Genomic DNA, 21,061 nt, shown 5'->3' with positions numbered 1-21,061 from the left:
CGGAGATGCGCATGGCCCGCGACACCGCAGCACGCACCACCTACGAACAGGCACTGGCCGGTTTCAGCATCGAGCTTGCGCAGCGCCAGCTGCATGGTGACCTGCAGGCCGGCATCAACGCCTGCGTGGAGTGCTGTGACCGCCATTGCGGCCGCAATGCGCTGGCGCTGCGCTGGGTGGATGTCCAAGGGGCAGTGCACCTGTACACCTTCGAGGACCTGCGCGATGCCTCCGCGCAAGTTGCCCATGTGCTTGTTAGCAACGGTATCGGCAAGGGCGATGTGGTGGCCGGCCTGCTGCCGCGTACGCCCGCACTGCTCGCGACCATCCTCGGTACCTGGCGCGTGGGCGCGATCTACCAGCCGTTGTTCACCGCGTTCGGCCCCAAGGCCATCGAAACACGGTTGAAAACCGGCCGCACCGCCCTGGTGGTGACCGACAGCGCAAACCGCAGCAAGCTGGACGAGGTCGATGGCTGCCCGCAGGTGGCCACGGTGCTGGCATCCGGACAGGCGCTGCGTGCCGGCGACATCGACTGGACCGCACGCACCGCCGGTGCCACACCCGACTTCGCGCCGGTGATGCTGCGCGGAGATGAGCTGATGGCGCTGCTGTCCACCTCCGGCACCACCGGCAGTCCCAAGGGCGTGCCGGTGCCGCTGCGCGCATTGCTGGCCTTTGCCGGTTACATGCAACAGGCCGTAGACCTGCGCGTAGACGACGTGTTCTGGAACATCGCCGATCCCGGCTGGGCCTATGGGCTGTACTACGCCGTGATCGGCCCACTGCTGCTGGGTCAGGCCACCACCTTCAGCGAGGCCGGTTTCAGCGTGCAGGTATTGAACGACATCGTCGCGCGGCTGGGTGTCACCAACCTTGCCGGCTCGCCGACTGCTTACCGGCAGGTCATCGCCGCCGGGCCCGAGGCCAGCGCGTCCATCAAGGGGCAGCTGCGGGTGGTGAGCAGCGCCGGCGAACCGCTGAACCCGGAGATCGCCCGCTGGTTCGCGGCCCATCTGGGCACCACGGTGCTCGACCACTACGGCCAGACCGAGACCGGCATGGTGGTGAACAACCACCACGCGCTGGAGCATGCCGTGCGGCCGGGGTCATCGGGCGTTGCGATGCCCGGTTACCGTGTGGCGGTACTGGACGATGCCGGCAACGAACTGCCGCCGCGCACGCCGGGCATCCTCGCCGTGGACCTGCGGCAGTCGCCGATCATGTGGTTCACCGGCTACTACGGTGCCGACACGCCGGCGCTGGGTGATCGTTACTACTTCACCGGCGATTCGGTGGAATGCGAGGACGATGGCTCGATCAGCTTCTTCGGCCGCTCGGACGACCTGATCACATCGTCGGGCTATCGCATCGGTCCATTCGACGTGGAGAGCGTGCTGATGGAACACCCTGCAGTGGTGGAGACCGCGGTGATCGGCGTGCCGGATCCCGAACGCACCGAGATCGTCAAAGCATTCGTGATCCTGCGCGATGGTGTCAGCGGCAGCGACGCGCTGGCGCAGGAACTGCAGCAGCATGTGCGTCGCCGGTTGTCCGCGCATGCGTATCCGCGACAGGTTGAATTCGTGGCGGAGCTGCCGAAGACACCCAGCGGCAAGCTGCAGCGCTTCCTGCTGCGCAAGGCGGAGATCGAGAAGCAGGCGGCGGCTGGCTGAGGGTCTCCGGGGTCAGAGCCCTTCCTTCGGAAGGGATCTGACCCCGGGGTCGAATCCTCTCCAGCGGAGAGGCTCTGACCCCACATGACCCCGTGTCTGCGCTACGGCATCACCGGCGGCACGTACGCCAGCGTCATCCCCAGCAGCCACAACAGCCCCAGCACCAGCGGGATATGCACCAGCAGCTGGATGAAGGTGAAGCCAACGATGTCGCGGGCCTTCAGGCCGAGCACGCCCAGCAGCGGCAGCATCCAGAACGGGTTGATCAGGTTCGGCAGCGCTTCGGCCGCGTTGTAGACCTGCACCGCCCAGCCCAGGTGCGCCTTCAGTTCGTTCGCGGCCTGCATCACGTACGGCGCTTCGATGATCCACTTGCCGCCACCGGACGGCACGAAGAAGCCCAGCACCGCCGAGTACACGCCCATCACCAGCGCGAAGCTTTCGGTGCTGGCCACGTGCACGAACAGGCTCGACAGCCGATGCGCCAGGGTCTCGCCATCGCCACCGGCGGCATGGGTGAGGATCATCGCGATGCCGCCGTACAGCGGGAACTGAATCAGTACACCGGTGGTGCTGGGTACCGCCTTGGCCACCGCGTTGAGGAAGCTGCGCGGGCGCCAGTGCAACAGCAGGCCCAGCGAGATGAACATGAAGTTGTAGGTGTTGAGGTTGGCAATGGCGCTGACCAACGGCTTGTTGGCGAACTCGTTGAACAGCCAGCCGAAGGCCAACAGCGAAAGCAGCACGGTGAGCAATGGGCTGTATTCCAGCCATTCACCGGGCCGCGTGCGGCCCTGCAGCGGTTCCGGTTCGGCCTGGGCGGCGCCGGGGAAATCTTCGGCGGTGCGCGCACTGCCGGCGGCCGGTGCGGTCAGCCAGGCGATCAGCAACGAGACCAGGATCAATACGGCGGTCAGCACAATCGACTGCCACAGGAAGATGGTTTCGGTGAACGGCAGTACGCCGGTGATCTCCACCAGCCCCGGCGGCATGCTGGCCGGATTGGCCTGCAGCTGTGCAGCCGACGAACTCAGGCCCATCGCCCACACGGCGCCAAGGCCCAGATAGGCCGAGGCACCGGCAGCACGGTAATCCATGCGCAGCTCGGTGCGGCGGGCCAGCGCACGCACCAGCAGGCCGCCGAACACCAGCGAGAAGCCCCAGCTGAGCAGCGAGGCCAGCATGCTGACCAGACCGACGTACACCACTGCGCCGCGACCGGTGCGCGGTACGCGGGCGAGGAAGTCGATGAAGCGCGCCACCACCGGCGCAGTGGCCAAGGCATAGCCACCGATGACCACGAAGGCCATCTGCATGGTGAAGGGAATCAGGCTCCAGAATCCGTCGCCGAAGGCGCTGGCGGTGGCCTGCGGGGTCGCGCCAAAGCTGATCGCCGCCACGGCGACGATGACCACGCCGAGCACCGCGAACACATACGCATCGGGGAACCACTTTTCCGCCCAGGCGGCCGAGCGCAATGCTGCGCGCGCCATCCAGCCGTCCTGCACTGCCGCGGTCGATGCCATTGCCTACCCTCCCAGGTTCGATGGCCTGATTCTGGGCGGTGGGGTGCGGGCTGTCAGCCACCTATTGGTCGTAGGTGGCAGGCATGACGGCAGTGCCGGCCGCTGGCCGGCAACCTCGGGATCGCATACGGGTGCAGCCGGCCAGCGGCCGGCTCTACCAGACCCTGGGATCAGCGCAGCGCCAGATCCACGGCGATACCGGCAAACAGCGCGGCACCCACCCAATTGTTGTGCAGGAAGGCCTTGAAGCACGGCCCACGCTCGCGGTTGCGGCAGATCCAGAACTCGTACACCACCAGCAGCGTCGCCACCGCTAAGCCGGCCAGGTAGTAACCGCCCAGCCCGCCGCGCACGCCCACCAGCGCCATCGTGGCCAGGAACAGTGCGTACAGCACACCCTGGATGACCAGGTCCAGATCGCCGAACAGGATCGCGGTGGAGTGCGATCCCATCTTCAGGTCGTCTTCGCGGTCGACCATGGCGTACCAGGTGTCGTAGGCGGTGGACCACAGGATGTTGCCGGCATACAGCAGCCAACCCAGCAACGGCACCTCGCCCTGCACGGCCGCGAAGGCCATCGGGATGCCCCAGCCGAACGACATGCCCAGATAGACCTGCGGCAGATGCGTGTAGCGCTTCAGGTAGGGATAGCTGGATGCCAGGAACACGCCGATGAAGCTCAGGGCGATGGTCAGGCCGTTCAGGGTCAACACCAGGCCGAAGGCCACCAGCATCAGCACCGCGAACAGGGCCAGCGCGGCACGGCCGCTGATCGCGCCGGTCGCCAACGGCCGCGCCTTGGTGCGTTCCACGTGCGGGTCGAGCCAGCGGTCGGCGTAGTCGTTGATGACGCAGCCGGCGGAGCGCGTCAGCCAGACGCCGGCAGTGAACACGAACAGGGTCCACAACGGCGGCAGGCCGCCAGCGGCCAGCCACAACGCCCACCAGGTGGGCCACAGCAGCAGCAGCGTGCCGATCGGGCGATCGGCGCGCATCAGACTCCAGTAATGACGCCAGCGCGGCGTCGGCGCCGGATGCGGCGCGGAAAGGGGGGTATCAGCCATGACACTAGGATACTCCTGTGCCTTCTGACCGACTTTGCCGGCGGGGGGAGATTTGTGCGGCGAAACTGGATAGAATGCCCATCCCGCACCGCCTCATTGCGTTGCGATGCCCGCCCCGGCCCTGGCCGACGGCGCGGCGGTTCCACCACGCGCTCGTAGCTCAGCCGGATAGAGTAGTGGCTTCCGAAGCCATTGGTCGGGGGTTCGAATCCCTCCGGGCGCGCCAATTTGAACGCTTGGCTGATGCCAAGAAGTGCGAACCCCGAGGAGATCCGGGGTTCTCTGCATCCGGCGGCCCGATCAAGTTCGCCTTCGACACCTTCCCCCGCTGACGTCAGCTATCACCCAGAGCGCCCTGGTTCAAGGTGCATGCGCAGCGCCGGGTCAGTCTCGACCAGGCGCACGTTGAAAAGATGAGTCTTGTCTCTCGACCAATGTGCTTGCAGGAGTTGCCATGTACGGCATCTACTCGCGGTAGCTTCTTCTCGATGAAACAGATGCGCGTGTCGTCACGACAGCCACTAGGCCGCGCACGCCATCGCGTTGGTTCGGCGCCCGCCAGGGGCTTACCATCGCAGCACACGTCGGGATCACCGCAGACATACAACAGATCGTTGACGAGCATCTGCAGGCGATCACCCTGCGTGTAGCGCTTCAACTGTTGTCCGCAGTACCAACCACCCTGATCGTCGGCGCCGTAATCACCGCTCAGGTCGCGGAATGTCCTGATGTCTGCAACGGCCAGGGCCTTCAGTGACGCTTCTTACTCGATATAGACGTGAAGGTAGTCCTGCCAATGCGTGCCGCATTGTCGGAAGCTGTGACTATCCATGCCCGATGCCCGTCTGACAGGTCCAGGCGTGATAGACCGCATGTGTATCGCGTGCGATGAAGGCATGGTCGGCAACGAAGCCAAAGCTCTCCGCATTGGCCTTGCGCGGCAACCACCCGTTGTGGAGAACCTAGCACTTGCGGAGTATCCAGAACTCGATGCCGCACACGTCAAAAAAGCGCTCCTCCGACAAGCAGCACACCTTCTGCCACGCCATCGCGTAACCACTCCGCTGATGATGCAGCTCACCATCGGACACCGCCTGCATTCATCGCACAGCTTCGGCGTGCTGTGCCGTGCAGAGGTCGGGAACCGAAGAGGATGAAAACCGTGGGGAGCCAAGCATTGACACCGCCTCATTCCTTTCACAATCTTTCTACGAGCCACGTTCTCTACATTTAGGGTTCGGGCCTCGAATCATGTTCTGAGGCGAGAACATCATGGAAAGAACTTCAAAGGAGAACTCATGAAATTCAGATTCTTGCTAGTGCTGATCTCGATACCTGCACTCACGATTTTTTCAGCTGAATCAAGGGCATCAGAGACGATCGGCTACTGCGGCACTCAGTACGATACCGCTGTGACAGCGGACTATCCAATACGCGGCACCTGGATGTACCAACGCTCGGCCTGTTCATGGCAGACCACGCTTCAGGATTTCCACCGAACCGGCGGCACAACTGTTCTGAACTTCGCGCCACATCTGAAACGCCACGCAGATCCCGCAACTGTCGCAGTTGGCTGCCGAACTTCAACGGGAGCTTCCTGCGTGCAACAGGCTTTGCAGGAGATCGGCAGCACTCGTATCCGCGGCTGGCTGAGCTATGACTTCAATGAGCACTATGGCCCCGCGATTGCTTGCCCCAGCGGCTTGGACCGACGAATTGAAGCGGTCGTGGATGGCACGCCAAGGGTCTTCTGGCGCATTGTATTGCCGCATGATGGTCAGGCACCTTGCGACTACTCAAGTGGAACCTTCGATGTTCTGTTCGTTCAGTACGATTCGAATGCGATTGAGAGTACTACTGCGATGCTCACCGTCGCCGATCACCTCGACATGGAGGTTTACCTCGGCGCACCCGCATTCCCGATCGTGACCGGGCAAGAATGGATGATCGATGCAGAGATGCTCCCCTCACATCGAGACTGGGCACGGCGCGTCTATGCCGATTGGCAAGAAAGGCATGCTGGACACCGTAGCTTTCGCGGCGCATATCAGACTTACGAGGCGCTGCTTGGCACCACCTACACTGCATCCGACAACGAGTACGGTCTAGATGCCAGCGCTTTTCGCAGCCTGATCCCGAATGGAAAATATGTTGTCTCGCCTTATCTCTTCCTTCTCAAGGATGGCGGCGGAAATACGCAGACGGTCGAGCAGACTGTCAACGGCTTCAGGCGATTGGCAAACGCTGGCGTGGACATCATTGCGCCTCAGGATGGTCGGGGCACGGGAAATGCGGCTTACTACTGGCCGGGGCAGGAAACACAGTTCATCGGCGCGGTAGACCCAGCTCTTGGCGATTATCCTCGAGTTGACGCCAATAGATCATTTTCTAGTCAGTACACAGGCTCAATACGGGATGTTTTCAGCGCTTTGAACAGTGCGAAATCAGAACTCAATCAAGGAGGAAGGAGAGTTGATCTGTGGGCAAATCTGGAGGCATTTGAAGAAGACACTGATAGTCCGAACTACACCGGTTGCAGTTTCGTATCATTGTCTCGAACAACCAAGGCGCGTATGGATCGAGCGCTGACATTCGTGACCAGCCGTGCAGACAGGGTTATCTCATTCATGTACGACCCCCTGTTCACTTGCAGCGAGCGTTTCGGCCTACCACTTTCCGAAGCCATTGCAGCCGATCACGATAGGCCGGTGGTGACGGACGCCTTCTTCTGGGACTCGCCCACCACTGGCCTCGTGGTGAATGGGCATGGAATTTCTTCCGGCACTGAGTTCCAGATCACGTGGTACGACTCGAAATGGCAAGTTCAGACCCAACGCTTTGCACCAGGCTGGATCTACCCTGGAGGCGCGGGTGGTGGTTTGGATTCGGTTTGGATTCCCTTCCAGCGATCCAACCTTGCGCCAGGCTTCTTCCTCTATGTGGGCGCGCTCAAGAGTACGCCGTCAGGGATCAAGTCGACGACAGAGAATTTCAGCATGAGCTATTGATCTACTTCACCAATGGCTGCACGCAATTAGTTATGCAATGAGGCGGTTTATTGAACACTCGCCAACAATGATGACGTTGCGGAGCCGACTCCAAAAGCCCCATACAAAAGGCCGAAAGCAACGCCGGTCATGGTCCGGCGTTGCTGGTAGCTAAAGCAGCCGAACGCCGCTCGGCTTCATACATTGCAGGTCAATACTTCCCGTCAAACGCAAAAATAGGCTTGCGCTTCTGCCACAGCCCCGCAGTGAAATCCGGGAACTCCAGCGTCTGGAAACTGTTGGCGATCGACTGCTCGCTCAACGGGGTAATCGCGCTCCACGTCACTGCGTCGTAGATGTCGATCGGCATCGGTGCCTTGGCCTTCAGCGCTTCCACGAACGCATGGATCACGAACCAGTCCATGCCACCGTGACCTGCACTCGCAGCAGTGTCTGCATTCTGCTTCCACAGCGGATGTTCGTACTGGTCCTGGTACGTCTTGAACTCTTCCCACTGGTGCGGCGGGCTGCGGCCTTCGATGTGGATCGAATGGTTCACGTCCATCCACAGGCCCTTGGTGCCCTGCACGCGGAAGCCCATCGAATACGGTCGCGGCAGCGAGGTGTCGTGCTGCAGCAGGATGGTCTCGCCGTTCTCGCAGGCCAGCGTGGTAGTCACGATGTCGCCGAGCTTGAACTTGACCTTGGTGCTCGGGTGGGTGGTGCCGCCACTCTTGGCCACGGTGTATTCGTGCAGGCCGCGCGCCTTGGTGGCGAACGCGTTGATGTGGGTGAAGCGGTTGCCGCGGTTGATGCCGGTATACATCGCGCACGGGCCGATGCCGTGGCTGGGGTACAGCTCGCCATTGCGCTCCACCGAGTGCTCGGTGCGCCAGCGTGCTTCGCTCCAGCCCTTGGGGCCGAACTCCACGCCGCTGTCGTAGGGCTGGTTCGGGTCGCCGGAGTTGAACTTCACCCCGCGCAGGTCGTGCTGGTAACCGGCCTGCAGGTGCACCAGTTCGCCGAACAGACCCTGCCGCACCATCTGTAGTGCGGCCATCACGTCGCGGCGGTAGCAGACGTTCTCCAGCAGCATGTACGGGGTGCCGGTGCTCAGCTGGGTCTTCAGCACATCCCAGTGGTCCTGCAGGGTGATGCCGGCCACCACTTCGCAGCCCACGGCCACGCCGGCCTGCATCGCGGCAATCGCCATCGGTGCGTGGTATTCCCAGGGCGTGGCGATGATCACGCCGTCGATGCCCTTCTGCTCCAGCAGGCGCTTCCAGGCATTGCTGTCACGGTCCTGGCCGTAGGTCTTCGGCGCAGGCTTGCCCGCCTTGCTGACCATCTCCACGGCGCGACCGAGCATGATCGGCTCGATATCGCACAGGGCAACGACTTCCACGTCGTTGCGACGCACCAGTTCCTTCAGCAGCACCAGACCACGCATGCCGGTGCCGATCACGGCCAGGCGTACCTTGCGGCCACGTGCCCATGCCGGGGTCTGCGGCAGCAGGCTGCTGGCGGCGACAGCGGCACTGGCCGCGATGAATTCCCTACGCTTCATGGCAAACACTCTCCTCTTGAAGGCGCGCCAGCCTTGGCCGACGCGCCTGGTCACGCAAACGGAATTACTTGAACCGGTAGCCGATGGTCACACTGTAACCACGACCGAAGATGGTGGCGTAGTCACTGGAGTCACCCAGGAAGCTGTTCGGGTCGTAGAACGGCAGGCGGTTGAACAGGTTCTTGACGGTGAAGCTCAGGTTCCAGGCATCGTCCGGGCGCCAGGTGACGCTCATGTTGGCGGTCCACCACGACGGTGCACCATCGCACTTGCTCTTCTGCAGTGCCAGGTAGCCGCCGGTGCAGGTTTCCTTGTTGTTGCTCACTTCGTCGACCTGGTCGGTGGCCCACTTGGTGCCGCCCACGTAGTTGACGAACATGCTGGTGGTGACCTGCTTGTAGGTCCAGTCGGCATTGAGCGTCGCGCGCAGTCGCGGGTTGTTGTAGTAGCCCACCACGTCGCCGTAGAACCAGCCGTTCTGTTCGTCCATGTAGAAGCGGTTGCGGTTGGCGATGGTCGCGGCCAGGCCGATGTTCAGCCCACCCCATTCACCCAGCGAGAAGCGGCTGCGCGCATCGATGTCGAAGCCATCGATCAGGGTCTTGCCGCGGTTCTTGTACTGGCCCACCACGCTGGAAACGTTGCCCACGCTGTAGCCGGGCAGCGCGCCGGGGCAGCTGACGCCGCTGGCCGGATCGCCACACATGGCGGCCAGCGCGGCCAGGTTGGCGCGGTCGCTGTCGGTAATCGGCGAACGGGTGGAGGAGATGATGTCCTCGGCGCGGCGGTAATCCGGAGCCACGATTTCGTTGTCGCGGTAGATGAACCAATAATCGGCGGACACTGACAACCAGCTGGCCGGCTCGTAGACGAAGCCGAGCGTGGTGATCTTGGCCTTCTCCGGCTTCAGGTCCTTGTTCGGCTGGGTCATGCGGGCGACCGTGCGGCTGCAGTCCACGTTCAGCAGGCTCTTGCCCAGGTCCACATCGCCACCGCGTGCCGACTTCAGCAGCAGGTTGGCGATGGCATTGGTCTCGCCGCAGCGCACTTCGTCGCGGTAACCGCCCAGCTGGGCGAACACGCCGCCGTTGCCGGACTCGGCCAGGCTCGGTGCGCGGAAGCCGGTGGAATAGGTGCCGCGCAGCATCAGCTGCTCGAATGCCTGGTACTTGAAGCCGATCTTCGGCGCGACGTTGGCGCTGAAGTTGGGGTACTTGTCCACGCGCAGCGCGGCATCCAGTTCCAGCTTGTCGGTAATCGGCGCAACGGTTTCGGTGAACAGTGCATAGGTGTTGCGCGCACCGTCAAACCACGAGCCACCCTGCTGGGTGATCAGGCCGGCGGCGGCATCGGCGTTGCCCGGGGTGTAGAAGGTTTCGCGGCTGGCATTGAAGCCGAACGCAGCGCGCATCTCACCGGCCGGCAACTGGAACAGCGGACCTTCGATCTTCCCGTCCAGGGTGTGCAGGCGGGTCCACGACTGGATGTCGAAGGTCGGGAAGGCCTCGCGGATCAGGGCGCCGTTGGCTTCGCTGATCTCGCCGAACTTGTAGGCGGGGTGGTCGGAGATGATCACCCGGCCGGTGCCCGGATCGATGCTGTACGGACCGAATGCCTTCTCGAAGCCCTTCACGTTGACGTTGATCGTCTGGTAAGTGGTCGAGTGGGTGCCGGCGGTGGCGAACGCGGTTTCCCAGTTCCAGTCGCCGATGTTGCCACGCGCGCCGGTCAGCACGCGGTAGCTCTTGTCGGTGTTGCGCTGGCCGAAGTAGTTGGCGCCGGCATCCTGCAGCAGGTACTGCAGGCCGACCACACCGCCCATCATCGCGCGCAGCTCGGGGCTGGCGTGGTTGTACTCGTTGTTCGGGCCCAGGAACGGATACAGGAACTGGTTGACGTTGGTGCCGGTATCACGCGAGAACCAGCTGGTTGGGTTGCCGGTGGTGGTGCCGTAGCTGCGCGGGGTGCCGCCGTTGGCGCGCAGGTCGATGTCGGTGTAGGTCGCTTCGGCGAAGATTTCGGTGCTGTCGCCCACCAGGAAGGTGCCGTTGAGGTAGGCGGTGTTGCGCTCGGATTTGGCACCGGCATCAATCTCGTTGTTCATCCAGGTTTCCCAGACACAACGCGGGCCGGCGGCTTCACCCTGCAGCACGTTCTGGCAGCCCGGCGCGGCTTCCTGCACGCGGCGGCCGGTCACCGGATCGAACGCGAAGTAGCTGCCCGGGTTGAACTGGCCCGGCTTGCTGCCCACGCCCAGGCGCAGGTTGGTCAGGTAATTGGGATTGTTGACGTAGTACTGGTCCGGGCGCTTGTCGTAGAAGTCGGCCAGCGGGATCGCGTCGCGGCGGTACATGTTGACCGCGCCGTAGATGTTGAAGCGGTTCTCGGTGAGGTCACCGAAGCCGGCGGTGATGCTGGCCTGACGCTCGCCGTAGGAGTCGATGCGCGAGGACGTGTCGTTGCTGAAGCTGATCTCCGCACCCTGGAAGTTGCGCTTGGTGATCACGTTGATCACGCCGGCCACCGCGTCGGTGCCGTACACGGCGGAAGCGCCGTCGGTCAGCACTTCCATGCGTTCGATGGCGGCGGCGGGAATCGCATCGATGTTGACGAATTGGGTCTGGAAGCCTGCTGGCGCGCCGTAGTACGACAGGCGACGGCCATTCAACAGGACCAGCGTGCCCTGTGCGCCGAGGCCGCGCAGGTTGGCCTGCGATGCGCCGTCCGAGCCGGTAAACAGCGAGCGCGAATCCTGCTGCGCTGGCCGCGCGGCCGGCAGGTTGTCGAGCACCTGCAGCAGCGTGCGCGCACCCATGTTCTGGATGTCCTGCTTGCTGATCACCTGCACCGGCGAGGCGGTTTCAACGTCGGTGCGGCGGATGTTGGAGCCGGTGACCTCGATGCGGGCCAGGTCGGTGGCCTTGTCCTTGCTCTCCTGGGCGAAGGCAGGAACAGCGACCGACAGCAGCGCGCCGGCAATGGCCAGCGACAGCGGGGCGATGGAACGACAGGGGGGGCGGTGGTGGCGGGCGGGCAACATCGGGGTTCTCTCCTGGCAGGGGTGCGGCGCGAATAGTGGATCGGCGGGCAAAACGCTCCCGGGCCACGGCCCCCACAGTCGTGGTGAAGCCGTAGTCGGAATGGGCGGGGGAGGAGCGGTGTTACGTGGCGGTCATGGGGCGACGATGCTGGCGGAGTCGCCCTCCTGGCCGATCAGCACGGCGTTGGCCCAGTTGGCACAGACCTGGGCGGGTTGGCTGCCCTGCGCACCCAGCGTGCGCAGGCTCAGGGTGGAAAGACCACGGATATCCAGCTCAGGCTTGACCACACCGGGCGCCTTCACCAGGCCGCTGTCGTACAGCAGATGGTTGTCACCCCAGACCTGGAACTGCAGGCCACCGGCCGTGCGGCAGGCGTCGTCGATGCCGAGGTCGGCACGCAGCAGGCGCCAGCCACCCTGCAGACGCAGGTCGATGCGGCTGCTGGCGGCTACGCCGAGGCCACGACGGAACTGCAGGCCGTTCATGCGCATGCCGGCGTCACCAGTGAACGCCTTGTCGGCGCGCACCTGGCTGGCCAGCGCGGCCGGCACCGGCAGCTCGGAGAGATAGCGCTGCCGGGCCGGTCGCTCCGGTTCCTGGTGTTCGAGGATGTGGAAGGTGGACAGCGCAATCGGGCCGACGTCGCGCGGTTGCAGCGCGTCGAAGGCACGCGCACTGCCCTGCGCGGCAGTCACCATCGGATCGGTGCTGCTGGCGCCATCACCTTCGGGGTTCTGCACGCTCAGCACGCGGAAGCGCAGCAAGCGACCGGCGTGGGCAGGGAAGTCGATGCGCTGCATGCCTTCCTTCAGCTGCAGGTGACCGCGGGCGATGGGTTCACCCCACTCGCCATTGCTGTCGCCCAGGTACACCTCGTAGTCGCGTACTTGGCCGTGCTTCCAGTTCTTGTCGTTGCGCGGTGCGATGTCGATGCCGTCGATCATCTTCCGTTCGCCGAAGCCGATCACCCACTCATGGGCACCGGTGCGCACGGCCTGGTTGCGCACGCTGCGGAACCAGGTGGCCGGCTCATCATCGAACGCATTTTCCAGCGCATGGCCGGGTTCTTCGGCCGGGCGATTGACCACCAGCAGGCTGTCGGCCGGCAGTTCGCGGCCCAGCACCGGTGCGGCCGGGTAGGCATCGTCAGTGGCCGCTGCGGCGACGGCGAAGTCCAGCTGCAGCGGCAGCGGCTGGCGGATGTCCTGCGCAGCAGTGCGCACATGCACGGTACCGCGACGCTCCTTGGCGTCGAAGTACCAGCCCTCGTTGGCACTGTTGAACGCGGTCGCGTCGGCCAGCGCAGGCAGCGTACGACCGGCGGACTGCACCGCACGCGGCGCCTGCCGGCTGAGCACGCGCAGGCCATAGTGGCGCTGCGCCAGCTGGCCGTTGTACTGGCCCTGCACCGCATCGATCTGCACCTGCACCGGGCCACTGCCCTGTGCAGGCGCCTGTACTCGGATCACCTGTGTACTCGACTCGCCCTGCTGGTAGCGGCGGGTGTTGCCATCGTCTTCGTACAGCGTGTACTGCGAATCGCCCTGCGGGTACAGATCGAAGGTCACTTCATCGAGGGGTTTCTCGCCGTCGAACAGCATCGACGGGTACATCGGCAGGATCGCACCGGCACGCACGAACACCGGCAGCGTGGCCAGGTCCACCTGGCGGTCAAGCTGACGGCCATCGGCGGTGGCCTGCACGCGGCGGCCATCCCAGTAGTCGATCCAGCCGCCGGCCGGCAGGTGGATGTCGCGGCGCCAGCCACGGCTGGCGGCCTGGCTGCGGTACACCGGCGCGACCAGCAGGTCGCGGCCGAGCAGGAACTGGTACTTGTAGGTTTCATCCTGCGCGTGCGGATCGCGCGGGTTGTCCCACATCAGGCCACGCACCGGCGGTGCGCCGGTCTGTGCGGCCTCGTGCACCAGCCCGTACATGTACGGGGTCAGGCGCATCTTCAACTTCAGGTAATCGCGGTTGATGCTGCGGTACGGTTCGTCGTACCACCACGGGTGCTTGCGTGCGTTCGACGACCAGCCGCTCATGCCCATCAGCACGGGAGTGAACGCCTTCCACTGCAGGTCACGGGTGAAGGTCTCGGCGCTGCCGCCGAAGATCGCGTCCACATCGCCACTGGCGTAGGCCATGCCGGACAGGCCCGAACCCACCAGGGTCGGCACGTGCCAGCGGATGTAATCCCAGCTGCTGCTCTGGTCGCCAGTCCAGGCCACGGCATAGCGCTGGATGCCGGCCCAGCCCATCACCGTCCACAGGAAGGGACGCGAATCGGAATTGTCGAGGATGCCGTTGAATGCCTGGCGGTTGGCATCCATCGCGAACTGGTAACCCTTGCCGGTCCAGGCCACGTCCAGTTTCTGCACGCGGCTGCCGGCCCTGCCCACTTCCCACGCGATCTTGTCGACACCGTTCTCGGTCCACAGCCCGGTGCGGAACCCGTACTTGGCCAGGCCCTGTACCGTTTCCGGCAACTGCTTGTAGCCGCAGCCGTAGCCGTCGTTGGGCAGGATCCAGCCGCCGGGCATGTCGTTGGCGCGGTACTGCTTGGCCACGCTGTTGATCACATCGGGGGTGGTGCCGGTCGGGCCGTCGCTCCAGCCTTCGGGCACGGTGCCGGGCTTCTTGCTGTTGTCGCCGTCGTTGTAGCAATCGGCATCGCCGTAGGACAGCGCCCAGCGCGCCACCATGTTCGGGCGGCCGGTCAGCTGGGTGTAGCGCTCGATCAGCTTCGGCAGGTCGGCGCCAACGAAGTAATAGGCATCGAAGCGGTCTTCGCGATGCAGCAGGGTGGCCTGGTCGCTCTGGCGCAGGTCGTAGCTGCCGTCGCTCCACGTGTTGCGCAGCATGCCCCAGCCACGGCTGCTCAGCAGCATCGGCGCCGGGCTCGGGCGATCGCCCTCTTCCCAACCGCCGGAATACGAGACTTCCAGTTCGCGGCCCTTGAACTGGTAGCGGCCGTTCTGCTGGCCACCACCGTAATAGCCTTCATCGGCCTGCGAGGACAGCACCTGCACGCTCTGCGTGGCATCCAGGTCCAGCGGCTGCAGTTCCTGCCACAAGGCGGTGGGCTGGCCGTTGTCCAGGCGCTCCAGGCGCAGGCGCAGCGGCTGCCGCTGCACATGCAGCACGAGTGCAGCGGTCCGCACGCGGATTTCCTGCGCGTCTTCTTCCAGCTGCGCCTGCACGTTGGCCTTGGGCTGCGGCAGCACGATCGGCGCGGCCTTGTCGCCGGCACCGGTCAGTTTGCCGTTGCGGCCGGCCTGCACGCGGATGATGTCGGTGGCCGGCAGTTCGATGCGGATGCGCGTGCCGTTGTCGGTCTGCAGGTCCCAGCCACTTACACCGTCGGTGCTGGCACTGGCGCTGACCGAGCGCAGGTTGCCGACCGGTGCGGCCTGGGCCGACAGGGACGCCGACAGCAATGCCGGCAACAGGGCCAGCAGCAGTGGCGAACGACGAACGCAGATTTCCACACGGACTCCCAACCCGTTCACCGGGCGTTTCGAAAGCGGTTGGGCCGACTCTAGGGCAGCGATTCGAAAGATGTCAACAAATTGAAAGGAAAAAGGAAGATATATTTACATGAAACGAAAGTTGGTGCGCTGCAATACTTTGTGTAAGCGCTTGCAGCCCCCTGTTAAGCATTGTGCGATACGGCATCTGGCGGTTTCTTTCGTTTCCAGCAGCCTGCCGCGCCGGGAAAGTAGTTGCCTCAATATCTTTCTTTTTACTTTCGGTATTTGACATTTCGAAAGAAAACACAGATGGTGCGGTGGCCCAACTGGAACCTCCGAATGGACGTCACCCTGCTTTCCGATGTGTCCGCCTGGCAGCGCCGCGGCGGAGCCGATACCGCTACCGAAATCGCCCAGCAGCCGGCGCTGTGGGAAGCCCTTGCACAGGATCTGTCGCGTGCCCGCGACCGCCTGCAGGCCTTCCTCGGCGACAGCCTCAATGACCCGAACCAGCGTGTGCTGTTCACCGGCGCCGGCAGTTCCGGCTTCATCGCCGAAATGGTGGCCGATGCCATCAACGCGCAGTGGCCGGCCGACGTGCGTGTGGTGCACACCACCAGCCTGCTCACCCATCCGGCGCTGTACCTGCAGCGCGACCGTCCGACCCTGCTGGTGTCGTTCGGCCGCAGCGGCTCCAGCCCCGAAAGCGTTGCCGCCGTCGATCGCGTGCGCAGCGACGTGGACGATGCGCGCTTCCTCGACATCACCTGCAATGCCGATGGCGAACTGGCCCGTCGCGGCGCCGGCCGTGCCGATACCTGCACCCTGCTGATGCCGTCGGCCAGCTGCGACCGCGCCTTCGCCATGACCAGCAGCCTGACCTGCATGCTGCTGGCCGCGCTGACCGTGTTCGACCGTTCGCCGTGGGATGCGCGCATCGCGCGACTGAAGCAGATTGCCGGTCTCGCCCGCGAAGGCCAGGCGCAGTGGGACGCGCCCGTGGCCGCGCTGGCGCAGCGCCCGTTCAACCGGGTCATCTACCTTGGCAGCGGCCCGCTGGAAGCACTCGCTCGCGAAGCTGCGCTGAAGGTGCTGGAGCTGACCGCCGGCCGCGTGCTGGCGCTGGCCAACACCCCGCTCGGCTTCCGCCACGGCCCGAAATCCACGCTGGACGGCACCACCCTGGTGGTCGTGCTGCGCAGCGGGCAGCCGCTGGCGCGCCGCTATGAACAGGATCTGCTGGAAGAACTGCGCCGCGATGGCGTGGCCGGCCAGGTATTGTCGATCGGCCCGCATTCGGATATCGGCGCCGATGATGATTACACCCTCACCGTGCCTGCCCTGGATGACCCGTGGCTTGCGCCGGTGTGGCTGGGCTTTGCGCAGCTGTACGCGCTGCAGCGTTCGGCCGCACTTGGCCTGACCCCGGACAATCCGTTCCCGGACGGCACCGTCAACCGCGTGGTCAAGGGTGTCACCATCCACCATGGCTGAGCTGATCGCCAACGCCTGCTACGGCATCGACATCGGCGGCACCAAGACCGAGCTGGTGGTGTGCGATGCGGCGATGCAGGTCACCTGGCGGCGCCGCGTGGCCACTCCGCAGGGTGACTACGACGGCTTCCTGCAGGCGGTGGTGACATTGGTCGCTGAGGCCGATGCCGCGCTGGGTCGCAGCGATGCGGCCATCGGCATCGCCCTGCCCGGCGTGCGTGATCGTCGCAGCGGCCGCCAGCTCAGCGCGAATGTTCCTGCGCTGACCGGCCAATGCGTGGCGAGCGATCTGCAGGCACGCCTGCAGCGCCCGCTGCATTTCGGCAACGACCTGCAGTGTTTCGCGCTCTCTGAAGCGCATGGCGGCGCCGCCGATGGCTACCCCAGCATGTTCGGCGCCATCCTCGGCACCGGTGCCGGTGGCGGCTTCTGCCTGCAGGGACGCCTGCTGTCCGGCTTCAACGGCCTGGCCGGCGAATGGGGCCACTGGAGCGTGCCAGGGCACCTGCTGCAGCGCCATGGCCTGCCGTTGATCGATTGCGCCTGTGGCCTGCAAGGCTGCGTGGAACGCTACGTGTCCGGTAGTGGCCTGGCGATGATCGAGCGCCACCTCGGTGGCAGCGCTGCCGATGCCAGCGTGGTGATCGCCCTGGCCGAAGCCGGCGATGCGCGTGCACGGCAGGCGCTCGACATCCATCGCGACCTGCTCGGCCACAGCCTCGCCGCACTGGTGCTGGCACTGGACCCGCACGTGATCGTGCTCGGCGGTGGTCTTTCCCAGTACGCACCGCTGTACCAGCTGCTGCCTGCGGCCATCGCCGCGCATCTGTTCAACGGCGTGCAGGTACCGCCCATCGTGCCACCGCGCTTCGGTGATGCCGGTGGCGCACGCGGTGCCGCGCTGCTGGCCAGCCAACCCTCGTTTTCCTGATTGACCGGAGCTTGACCATGTCCCCGTTGCAGACCCTGCTTGCCTCCCACCGCGCCGGTGCCAACGTCGGCCTGTACAGCGTCTGCTGCAGCAACGAACAGGTGCTGCGCGCGGCCATGCACGTTGCGCTGGCGCACGACACCGTGCTGCTGATCGAGGCCACCTCCAACCAGGTCGACCAGTTCGGCGGCTACACCGGCATGACCCCACCGCAGTACCGCGACTACGTCGGCACACTGGCTGATGAGGAAGGCTTCCCGCGCGGGCGCCTGATCCTCGGCGGCGACCACCTCGGCCCGAATGCGTGGCAGAAGCGCCCGGCCGCCGAAGCGATGACCCACGCACGCGTGCTGATCGAGGCCTACGTCGCCGCCGGCTTCCACAAGATCCACCTGGACTGCAGCATGTCCTGCGCCGATGACCCGGTGCCGTTGCCCGATGCCATCGTCGCTGCACGTTCGGCCGAACTGGCCGAAATCGCCGAGCGCACCGCTGCCGAGAACGGCCTGCCGCTGCCGGTCTACGTGATCGGCACCGAAGTGCCGATTCCCGGTGGCGAAGCCTCGCTGGCCGGCGGCCTGCAGGTGACCACGCCGGCCGCCGCCGCACAGACCCTGGCCATCCACCAGCAGGCCTTCGATACCCCGCAGCTGCGCGATGCATGGCAGCGCGTGCTGGCAATGGTGGTGCAGCCGGGCGTGGACTTCGACCACAGCAGCGTGCACGAGTACGACGCTGCCGCCGCCAGCGAGCTGGCCGACTTCCTCGAACAGCAGCCGCGCATCGTGTTCGAAGCGCATTCCACCGACTACCAGCGCGAAAGTGGACTGCATGCCCTGGTGCGCGACCATTTCGCCATCCTCAAGGTCGGCCCCGCGGCCACCTTCGCCTACCGCGAAGCGCTGTTCGCGCTGGCTGCCATCGAAGCCGAGCTGCTGCCGGCCGCGCAGTGCTCGCGCCTGCCGCAGGTGCTGGACGAGGTGATGGTGGCGCAGCCGAAGTCCTGGCAGTCCTACTACCAGGGCGACGAAGCGACCCTGCGCCTGCTGCGCAGCTATTCCTTCAGCGACCGCTGCCGCTACTACTGGGGCGAGCCGACGCTGGTGCAGGCGGTGCAGACCCTGTTCGCCAACCTGGAACAGCACGCACCGCCGCTGGTGCTGCTCAGCCAGTACCTGCCCGAGCAGTACCGCGCCGTGCGCGAGGGCACCCTGGCCAATACGCCTACCGCCCTGGTGCAGCATCGCATCGGCCTGTGCCTGGGCGAATACGCCCGCGCCTGCAGCGCCAACCAGGCCGGATCCCGCAAGCACAACGCAACTTCGGCTGCCGCCGTACTTGCGAACGGCTAATCTCTACCTTTCCCTGCGAAACCGAGAATGGCCATGCGCAACACCCGCTCCCGCCGGCAACAGATCCTGCAGCTGCTGATCGAGCACGGCTCGGTGCAGGTGGCCGATCTGGTCGAGCGCTTCGGCGTGTCGGCGGTGACGATCCGTGCCGACCTGACCCACTTCGAAGCGCAGGGGCTGGCCACGCGTACCCACGGTGGTGCCACCCTGGTGCGAACACCGCCGCAGGAACAGGACATCCATGAAAAGGATGCGCTGAACCTGCCGCTGAAGGACTCCATCGGCACGGCGGCCGCGCGCCTGGTGCAGGCCGGTGACAACATCATCATCGACTCCGGCTCCACCACGATGACGTTGGCCCGCCACCTGCGCGAACACCGCGATGTGACGGTGATGACCAATGGCCTGAACATCGCCTGGGAACTGGCCAACGCCGCCGGCATCACCGTGCTGCTGACCGGTGGCCTGTTGCGCCAGCAATCGCTGTCGCTGCAGGGCAGCCAGGCCGAAGCCAGCCTCAACTCCTACAGCTTCGACACGCTGTTCCTGGGCGTGGATGGCCTGGACCTGCAGTTTGGCCTGACCACCCACGACGAAGCCGAAGCACGCCTCAACCACCGCATGGTCGAACGCGCGCGGCGCATCGTGGTGCTCACCGACGCCTCCAAGTTCGGTCGCGTCAGCCTGCACCGCATCGCCCGCCTCGATCAGATCCACGCCATCATCACCGACGCCGGCATCGACGAGGCAACCCGCGAAGGGCTGCAGCGGCTGGGCATCGAAGTGATCATCGCCGAGCCACCCGCATGACCGACACCCGCTCCCTGCACGGCCGCATCCTCACCCCACTGGGCTGGCGTCGCGGCCAGGTCCAGTTCGATTCGCACGTGCGCCAGCTGCAGGTGGACGACCACAGCGGCGGCGATGACCCGCAGCTGCCGGTGATCCTGCCCGGCTTCATCGACCTGCACGTGCATGGCGCGGCTGGCGTCGACCTGATGCAGGGCGGCGATGTGGCCCGCACCATCGCCCGCACCCATGCTCGCTTTGGCACCACCACGCTGCTGGCGACCACCATGACCGCCGGCCTGGATGAGATCGAGCACGCGCTGCACGGCGTGGCCGCCACCATGGCCGCGCCGGATGCCGACGCCGCCAGCATCGTCGGCGTGCACCTGGAAGGCCCCTTCATCAGCCCGCAGCGGCTGGGCGCGCAGCCCAACCGCACGATCGAGGCGACGCTGGCACTGGTGCAGCAGCTGCATGCGCTGGCACCGATCCGGGTGATGACGCTGGCGCCTGAGATCGGCGAGCACACCGCGCTGATTCCCGCGCTGGCCGCACTCGGCATTCGCGTACAACTCGGCCATAGCGCCGGCACCTACGAGGAAGGCGTGGCTGCATTGCAGGCGGGTGCTTCCGGCTTCACCCATCTGTTCAACGGCATGACCGGCGTCGACCACTACCGGCCTGGCATCGCCGCGGCTGCCTTGGCGCACGCGCAGTACGCTGAGATCATTCCCGACCTGCAGCACATCCACCCGGGCGTGATCCGTCTGGCCGCACGCGCGATTCCGCGGCTGTATGCAGTGACCGATGCGACCGCCGCCACCGGCATGCCCGATGGCGAGTACGCGCTGGGCGAGCAACGCGTGCACAAGTGCGGCGGCTGCGTGCGCGTGGCCACCGGCTCACTGGCCGGCAGTGCACTGACCATGGACCAGGCGCTGCGCAATCTGGTGCAGGTGGGATTGGAACTGGCTGACGCGTCGCAACGCGTGTCCACTTTCCCGGCCGATTACCTGGGCTTGAGCGATCGCGGCCGCATTGCGCCCGACGCCCGCGCCGACCTGGTGGTGCTGGATGCGGAACTGCGCCTGCAGCAGGTCGTGGTCGGTGGCCGGGTGATCGACCTGCACTGAGTCGAACGTTTCTGTGGAGCCGAGCATG

General features: G+C 65.1%; 12 protein-coding genes and 1 tRNA gene. 8 read left to right on the top strand and 5 right to left on the bottom strand.

Annotated features, from left to right (window positions below; translation table 11 throughout):
• Positions 1 to 11: 11 nt before the first annotated feature.
• Positions 12 to 1,676 (top strand): AMP-binding protein, encoded by a 1,665-nt coding sequence (locus ACQ5SA_RS18160; protein WP_499315418.1) that lies wholly within the window; start codon positions 12 to 14, stop codon positions 1,674 to 1,676.
• A gap of 101 nt (positions 1,677 to 1,777) precedes the next feature.
• Here ACQ5SA_RS18160 and ACQ5SA_RS18155 read toward each other — a convergent pair whose 3' ends face one another.
• Entirely contained in the window at positions 1,778 to 3,202 is a 1,425-nt protein-coding gene (locus ACQ5SA_RS18155; RefSeq protein ID WP_499315416.1) for a short-chain fatty acid transporter, read from the bottom strand.
• Between the two features lie 170 nt (positions 3,203 to 3,372).
• Complete coding sequence (gene ubiA, locus ACQ5SA_RS18150; protein ID WP_499315414.1) at positions 3,373 to 4,266, bottom strand: 4-hydroxybenzoate octaprenyltransferase; 894 nt, start codon at positions 4,264 to 4,266, stop codon at positions 3,373 to 3,375.
• Between the two features lie 149 nt (positions 4,267 to 4,415).
• Between ubiA and ACQ5SA_RS18145 the strand changes: the two genes are divergently transcribed.
• Together ACQ5SA_RS18145 and ACQ5SA_RS18140 are read left to right on the top strand one after the other, a co-directional pair.
• Positions 4,416 to 4,492: transfer RNA gene (locus tag ACQ5SA_RS18145), tRNA-Arg, on the top strand.
• A 1,072-nt stretch (positions 4,493 to 5,564) separates the two neighbouring features.
• Positions 5,565 to 7,274 carry a DUF4434 domain-containing protein gene (locus ACQ5SA_RS18140; protein ID WP_499315412.1) on the top strand — a complete coding sequence of 570 codons (1,710 nt, stop codon included), beginning with the start codon at positions 5,565 to 5,567 and terminating at the stop codon, positions 7,272 to 7,274.
• Between the two features lie 190 nt (positions 7,275 to 7,464).
• Here the strand turns inward: ACQ5SA_RS18140 and ACQ5SA_RS18135 are convergent, their stop codons facing one another.
• The 3 genes from ACQ5SA_RS18135 to ACQ5SA_RS18125 all read right to left on the bottom strand — a co-directional run bounded on the left by ACQ5SA_RS18135 (position 7,465) and on the right by ACQ5SA_RS18125 (position 15,352).
• Positions 7,465 to 8,820, bottom strand: a complete 1,356-nt coding sequence (locus tag ACQ5SA_RS18135; RefSeq protein WP_499315411.1) for a Gfo/Idh/MocA family protein — start codon at positions 8,818 to 8,820, stop codon at positions 7,465 to 7,467.
• A gap of 64 nt (positions 8,821 to 8,884) precedes the next feature.
• Positions 8,885 to 11,860 carry a TonB-dependent receptor domain-containing protein gene (locus ACQ5SA_RS18130; protein WP_499315409.1) on the bottom strand — a complete coding sequence of 992 codons (2,976 nt, stop codon included), beginning with the start codon at positions 11,858 to 11,860 and terminating at the stop codon, positions 8,885 to 8,887.
• A 132-nt stretch (positions 11,861 to 11,992) separates the two neighbouring features.
• Entirely contained in the window at positions 11,993 to 15,352 is a 3,360-nt protein-coding gene (locus ACQ5SA_RS18125) for a TIM-barrel domain-containing protein (RefSeq protein WP_499315504.1), read from the bottom strand.
• 321 nt (positions 15,353 to 15,673) lie between these two features.
• Between ACQ5SA_RS18125 and ACQ5SA_RS18120 the strand changes: the two genes are divergently transcribed.
• From ACQ5SA_RS18120 to nagA, 5 genes are read left to right on the top strand one after another with little or no spacing between them, the layout of a single operon-like run.
• Complete coding sequence (locus ACQ5SA_RS18120) at positions 15,674 to 16,828, top strand: SIS domain-containing protein (RefSeq protein ID WP_191077660.1); 1,155 nt, start codon at positions 15,674 to 15,676, stop codon at positions 16,826 to 16,828.
• Complete coding sequence (locus ACQ5SA_RS18115) at positions 16,821 to 17,759, top strand: ROK family protein (RefSeq protein ID WP_499315408.1); 939 nt, start codon at positions 16,821 to 16,823, stop codon at positions 17,757 to 17,759. Before ACQ5SA_RS18120 ends, ACQ5SA_RS18115 begins: the two co-directional genes overlap by 8 nt.
• Positions 17,760 to 17,776: 17 nt before the next feature.
• Positions 17,777 to 19,111 carry a D-tagatose-bisphosphate aldolase, class II, non-catalytic subunit gene (locus ACQ5SA_RS18110; RefSeq protein ID WP_499315406.1) on the top strand — a complete coding sequence of 445 codons (1,335 nt, stop codon included), beginning with the start codon at positions 17,777 to 17,779 and terminating at the stop codon, positions 19,109 to 19,111.
• Between the two features lie 33 nt (positions 19,112 to 19,144).
• Positions 19,145 to 19,921: a DeoR family transcriptional regulator gene (locus ACQ5SA_RS18105; RefSeq protein WP_099819958.1), complete on the top strand. Its 777-nt coding sequence runs from the start codon at positions 19,145 to 19,147 to the stop codon at positions 19,919 to 19,921.
• Positions 19,918 to 21,033 (top strand): N-acetylglucosamine-6-phosphate deacetylase, encoded by a 1,116-nt coding sequence (nagA, locus tag ACQ5SA_RS18100; protein ID WP_499315404.1) that lies wholly within the window; start codon positions 19,918 to 19,920, stop codon positions 21,031 to 21,033. Before ACQ5SA_RS18105 ends, nagA begins: the two co-directional genes overlap by 4 nt.
• Positions 21,034 to 21,061: the final 28 nt, after the last annotated feature.

The sequence above is a fragment of the Stenotrophomonas indicatrix genome (genome assembly GCF_050573115.1).
GTDB lineage: Bacteria > Pseudomonadota > Gammaproteobacteria > Xanthomonadales > Xanthomonadaceae > Stenotrophomonas > Stenotrophomonas lactitubi_A.
Note: the sequence above shows the minus strand (reverse complement) of the source record. Positions and strands in the feature narration are given on the sequence as shown.